The 4,391-nt window shown below is 40.0% G+C and carries 7 protein-coding genes; 4 read left to right on the plus strand and 3 right to left on the minus strand.

Translation table 11 applies throughout. The features are described from left to right. On the plus strand, positions 1-110 hold a 110-nt coding region (locus EKM76_RS12830; RefSeq protein ID WP_164507642.1), incomplete at its 5' end, for an IS3 family transposase. A 68-nt stretch (positions 111-178) separates the two neighbouring features. Here the strand turns inward: EKM76_RS12830 and galU are convergent. Then, positions 179-1,063, minus strand: a complete 885-nt coding sequence (gene galU, locus EKM76_RS12835) for a UTP--glucose-1-phosphate uridylyltransferase GalU (protein ID WP_125550965.1) — start codon at positions 1,061-1,063, stop codon at positions 179-181. 103 nt (positions 1,064-1,166) lie between these two features. Beyond that, the gene (locus EKM76_RS12840) at positions 1,167-2,111 is read right to left on the minus strand and encodes a YihY/virulence factor BrkB family protein (RefSeq protein WP_225417948.1); all 945 of its coding nucleotides are present in this window, start codon (positions 2,109-2,111) and stop codon (positions 1,167-1,169) included. Positions 2,112-2,347: 236 nt separating this feature from the next. On the opposite strand from EKM76_RS12840, the gene EKM76_RS12845 reads away from it, so the two are divergent. Then, positions 2,348-2,800, plus strand: coding sequence for a flavodoxin (locus EKM76_RS12845; protein ID WP_125550966.1), 453 nt, complete (start codon positions 2,348-2,350; stop codon positions 2,798-2,800). 86 nt (positions 2,801-2,886) lie between these two features. Here the strand turns inward: EKM76_RS12845 and EKM76_RS12850 are convergent, their stop codons facing one another. Beyond that, positions 2,887-3,501 (minus strand): TetR/AcrR family transcriptional regulator, encoded by a 615-nt coding sequence (locus EKM76_RS12850; protein WP_125550967.1) that lies wholly within the window; start codon positions 3,499-3,501, stop codon positions 2,887-2,889. Positions 3,502-3,717: 216 nt separating this feature from the next. Between EKM76_RS12850 and EKM76_RS12855 the strand changes: the two genes are divergently transcribed. Together EKM76_RS12855 and EKM76_RS13525 are read left to right on the plus strand one after the other, a co-directional pair. Then, on the plus strand, positions 3,718-3,933 hold the full coding sequence (locus EKM76_RS12855) for a CsbD family protein (protein ID WP_125550968.1): 216 nt from the start codon (positions 3,718-3,720) through the stop codon (positions 3,931-3,933). 83 nt (positions 3,934-4,016) lie between these two features. Continuing rightward, positions 4,017-4,190 carry a hypothetical protein gene (locus tag EKM76_RS13525; RefSeq protein ID WP_164507663.1) on the plus strand — a complete coding sequence of 58 codons (174 nt, stop codon included), beginning with the start codon at positions 4,017-4,019 and terminating at the stop codon, positions 4,188-4,190. The last annotated feature ends 201 nt before the right edge of the window (positions 4,191-4,391 follow it).

A 4,391-nucleotide genomic window follows, 5' to 3' on the forward strand; every position in this document is an offset into this window, starting at 1 on the left:
TTAAAACAGTCTCAGAGGAATATATTTACTGGTTTAATCACCAAAGGATTTCCTTGAAAACAAAAGGTATGTCCCCGTGTGAATACCGAGAACATACCTTAGCAGCGTAGAAATATTTACTTTTGTCTAACTTTTGTGTTGCACTTCAATATTCTGGTCAGGCTTTTTTGTTAGCTTATTAGTCTTTGCTTAATTTATGACCTAGCTTAATGATATAGTCACGCAATTTATCCTTGATTTCGGGATGCTGTAAACCAAATTCAATATTTGTCGTTAAATAACCAAGTTTATTACCCGTGTCATAACGTTTGCCAGTAAATTCGCGAGCAAAAACACGCTGAGTTTTATTCATATGATCAATTGCATCGGTTAGCTGAATTTCGCCACCTGCGTCTGGTTCTTGAATATTCAAACTATCGAAAATCTCTGGCGTAAAGAGGTAACGACCGATAATTGCCAGATCACTAGGTGCTTGATCAGGTTGCGGCTTCTCAACAAAACTCTGCACGTTGTACAAACCCTTTTCGGTTTCCGCCGTTGGTTTGATCACACCATACTTTGAAACTTCTTCATGGGGGACCTTAACAACTGCTAACGTCGAAGCATGAGTCTTCGCGTAATCATCCATTAGTTGTTTGGTCAATGGAACCTTAGATTGGGTGATGTCATCACCTAGCATGACTACGAAGGGTTCATCAGCGACGAAATCTTGGGCTAGACGAACTGCATCCCCTAGTCCTTTAGGATACGATTGGCGCACAAAAAACAGGCGCACACCAATATTGGTGGTGCTTTCCACCAAATGCAATAATTTATCTTTATGCCGATTCTTCAGCACCATTTCTAATTCAGGCACTGAGTCAAAATGATCCTCGATCGGCCGCTTACCCTTACCAGTGATGATCAGGATATCTTCAATTCCTGCTGCCTTAGCTTCTTCAACCAAAAACTGAATCGTCGGTACATCGACGATCGGCAACATTTCCTTTGCCATTGCTTTCGTTGCTGGCAGTAACCGTGTGCCTAGCCCAGCAGCTGGAATAATTGCTTTACGAACTTTCATTAGAATACTCCTCCTCAAACATTGGTCATACAAATAGAGCCTCGAGCAACGTCGCCAAAATAATGCTAGGCGGAACGCGCATCGATCAATTATTTTAAATCCATTATACCGTATTTTTTTCTTCGATGGCATTTTCAGTCTTTCTACGCCCATGAATATGCTGCATTCGACCGTTGTTACGTTCCACCTCACCAAAGAATGTGTACTGCACCACCACATTGATCATGGCACCAAACATCATGATCCAAGCCGAGAAATCCAACCAAAGCAATAAAACAATGAAAAATCCGATCGTCCCGTAGCTTAAAACGGTTTGGGCAAAGTAGCGCACATATAATGAAAACAATTGTGATAATAATAACCAGCCCACGGTTGTTAATAATGCACCCGGTACAACACTACGTAAGCGCAATTTAACATTAGGTAATAAATAATAAATCAGTATCAACATTAAGAATACGACAACTGCCGTAACCGGCCATTTTAAGGTACCGAACAAATGCGGTAAATTCACCGGAATATTCAATAACGGTGTGATCCAGTCTAAAACTTGTTGACCAAAACTAAAAATAACCACGATCATCACTAACGCGATCGCCAATAGAACCGTCATAAAAAGTGAAATCATCCGCAATAAAATGGCGTTTTGTTGACCTAATACACCGTAAGTTCGATCCATCATCCGTTTTAAGGCGTTGACCCCACGACTACCAGCCCACCAAGTCCCAATCGCCCCAATCGACAATAAACCACTACTACCGTGAGGTACGAAATGACGCGCAATTGGTAAAATCTGTTTGGTGATCGGCGGTGGTACTGCAGTAACCACATAATCAAGAATATTTTGTCCATCAATATGTAATAACGGCACAACGTTTCCGGCAAAAATAATCAACGGAAATAGCGAGAGTAATTCCCAAAATGCCACCACAACAGCCGCATCATTAATACCTGAAGTCTTAAGCTGTGCGATCAATAAATAGATGAACCGCCAACTACGCTTACGCCGCCCCATGGGTATCGGCTGCTGCGACTTTTTTTTAACCAATATTAGTCCCGCCTTCAATAAAAGATCCCGCTACAAAACAGCGTCCTTTTTATTTTAACACGAAATTATAAGCTGTCCTAACAGAACTAATTCGCGCTGAACATTTTCATCTGCAGAAATATTTGCTATAATCAATCTGGATTGATCCAAACAAATAAATAGACGTCCAGGCTTTTTTTGATTGGTGAACGCCATATTTTTGTTAATGGAATATATTAAGTTGAAGGAGCGATCAAATGGCTAGCGCTAAAATAATTTATGCAAGTATGACTGGTAATAACGAAGAAATTGCCGACATTGTTTCTGAAGCTTTGGAAAACTTGGGCGTTGATGTTGACAGTAGCGAGATCTCACAAGCTGACACCGAGGACTTTGCCGACGTTGATATCTGTATTGTGGTTACTTATACATATGGTGATGGTGAACTACCTGATGAAGCCGTTGATTTCTATGAAGATTTACAAGATGAAGATTTAAGCGGTAAAATTTACGGTGTTTGCGGTTCCGGCGATACATTTTATGACGACAGTTTCGGCAAATCAGTTGATGATTTTGCCGATGCTTTTGAAAAGACTGGTGCAACTAAGGGCGCTGACATCGTTAAAGTTGACCTTGAGGCTGAAGAAGAAGATATTGAACATCTCGAGGCTTTTGCTAAAAGTTTAGTTGAAAAGTCTGAAAATCTATAGCGTGCTGCATTACTTATGCTGTCCGTCATCTATTCTTGATAATATTAGTTGTACGTACAAAAGAGTTGCCGCTTTGGCAGCTCTTTTTATATTTTCGTTAATTGATCTAATTTTTCAAAGGAATTCACGGTGATCATGCCGTCTTCAAGTCGATCATTATGAATAAAATCATATAATGCAGCCCGCAACAAATTGACGGTCTGCTTCTCACTAATATTAATAAACCCGGCAGATACCAGTGATGCAATGCCCTGAGCGATGATCCACATACCAGTGATCACATTTTCACCAGCAGCTTTTGAAAGTCGCTGTGCCGGCGCATAATCTGCCATGACTTGACGCCCATAACGATAAGTAAAATTCTGCATGGCATTGACCCCAAAATGATCCTCAATAAATACCGCGCGATAAAGCTTGGGATTCTGTTCCGCAAACTGAATATAATCTAAGGCAATATCCAACAGTCGATCACCTGTCACCACTTGGTTATACACTTCATGAATCAAATAGTGCTGCAATTTCACTAATATAGCGTGTTTCAAGTTAGCCATTGAACCAAATTCTTGATATAGCGGCTGGGTCGAACAATCAATTGCCTGTGCCACTTTACGGGCTGTAAAATTGGTAAAGCCCTGCGTGACCACCAAATCATAAGCAATGGTCAACATTTTTTCCCGTGTGATTTCCTTTTTTCTGATCATTAATTATGCCCCTAATCTGTTTTTATTATACTTAACATAGCAAAAACCTATGAATTTTCAGCGAACAGAATTTGAATTTTCCCCTAGTGAAACTAAATTTAGTCAATAAATAAGTGCCACGTAGATTCATTTAACGCTGCATTTATTTTGCCTTTTCATTCACACTGAAGTTATACTAATTATAAGCAATATCACAATATACAAGGAGGCTATCATATGAATAATAATCAAGATCATTTAGACAGCGCAAAAACACAAGCTAAGGGTAAAGCCAACGAAGCAGCCGGTAAAATAACTAATGACAAAACACGTGAAATTAAAGGTAAGGCACAAAATGCATTAGGTAAAGCCAAAGAAAAATTAGCTGATGCAAAAGATAAAATCAGTGAAAAAACCGAAACGACCCGCGAAAAGTCAGACCGCAATCTTTAGTAAGCTGACTTTAGACAACTAATCCTATTTCTGGCTTCGTTTGTCGGAGCATACACTAACAGCAACCAGTGGGAGGTCTTGTCATGCTTAAAACAGAATCAGTCCGACCAAGATCAGCTAGAACCTTAGGCCACCGCTTACTTACCTGGCCAAAAAGTTTTGCTGAGTATATTCAGCGGCCTAAGGTTACGGTTTTACCATTAGCTATCGAACAAGTTAATGAACGCAAGCTCAACCGTGGACCACTCTATAAATAGTAAAGCAGATTAAAAAGCAAGCAAAAAAGTAGCAACAACCGCTTATCTGGTTGTTGAAGTGAACCCCCGGTATTGGACCAGAATCCAATACCGGGGGTTTTACTATGACTAAATATACTAAGCAGTTTAAACTGCAGGTGGTTCAAGACTATCTCACTTCTTCGTTAGGGATTGTATTGATTGCTAGAAAGTACCAGATCA

The organism is Loigolactobacillus zhaoyuanensis, from assembly GCF_003946385.1.
Classification (GTDB): Bacteria; Bacillota; Bacilli; order Lactobacillales; family Lactobacillaceae; genus Loigolactobacillus; species Loigolactobacillus zhaoyuanensis.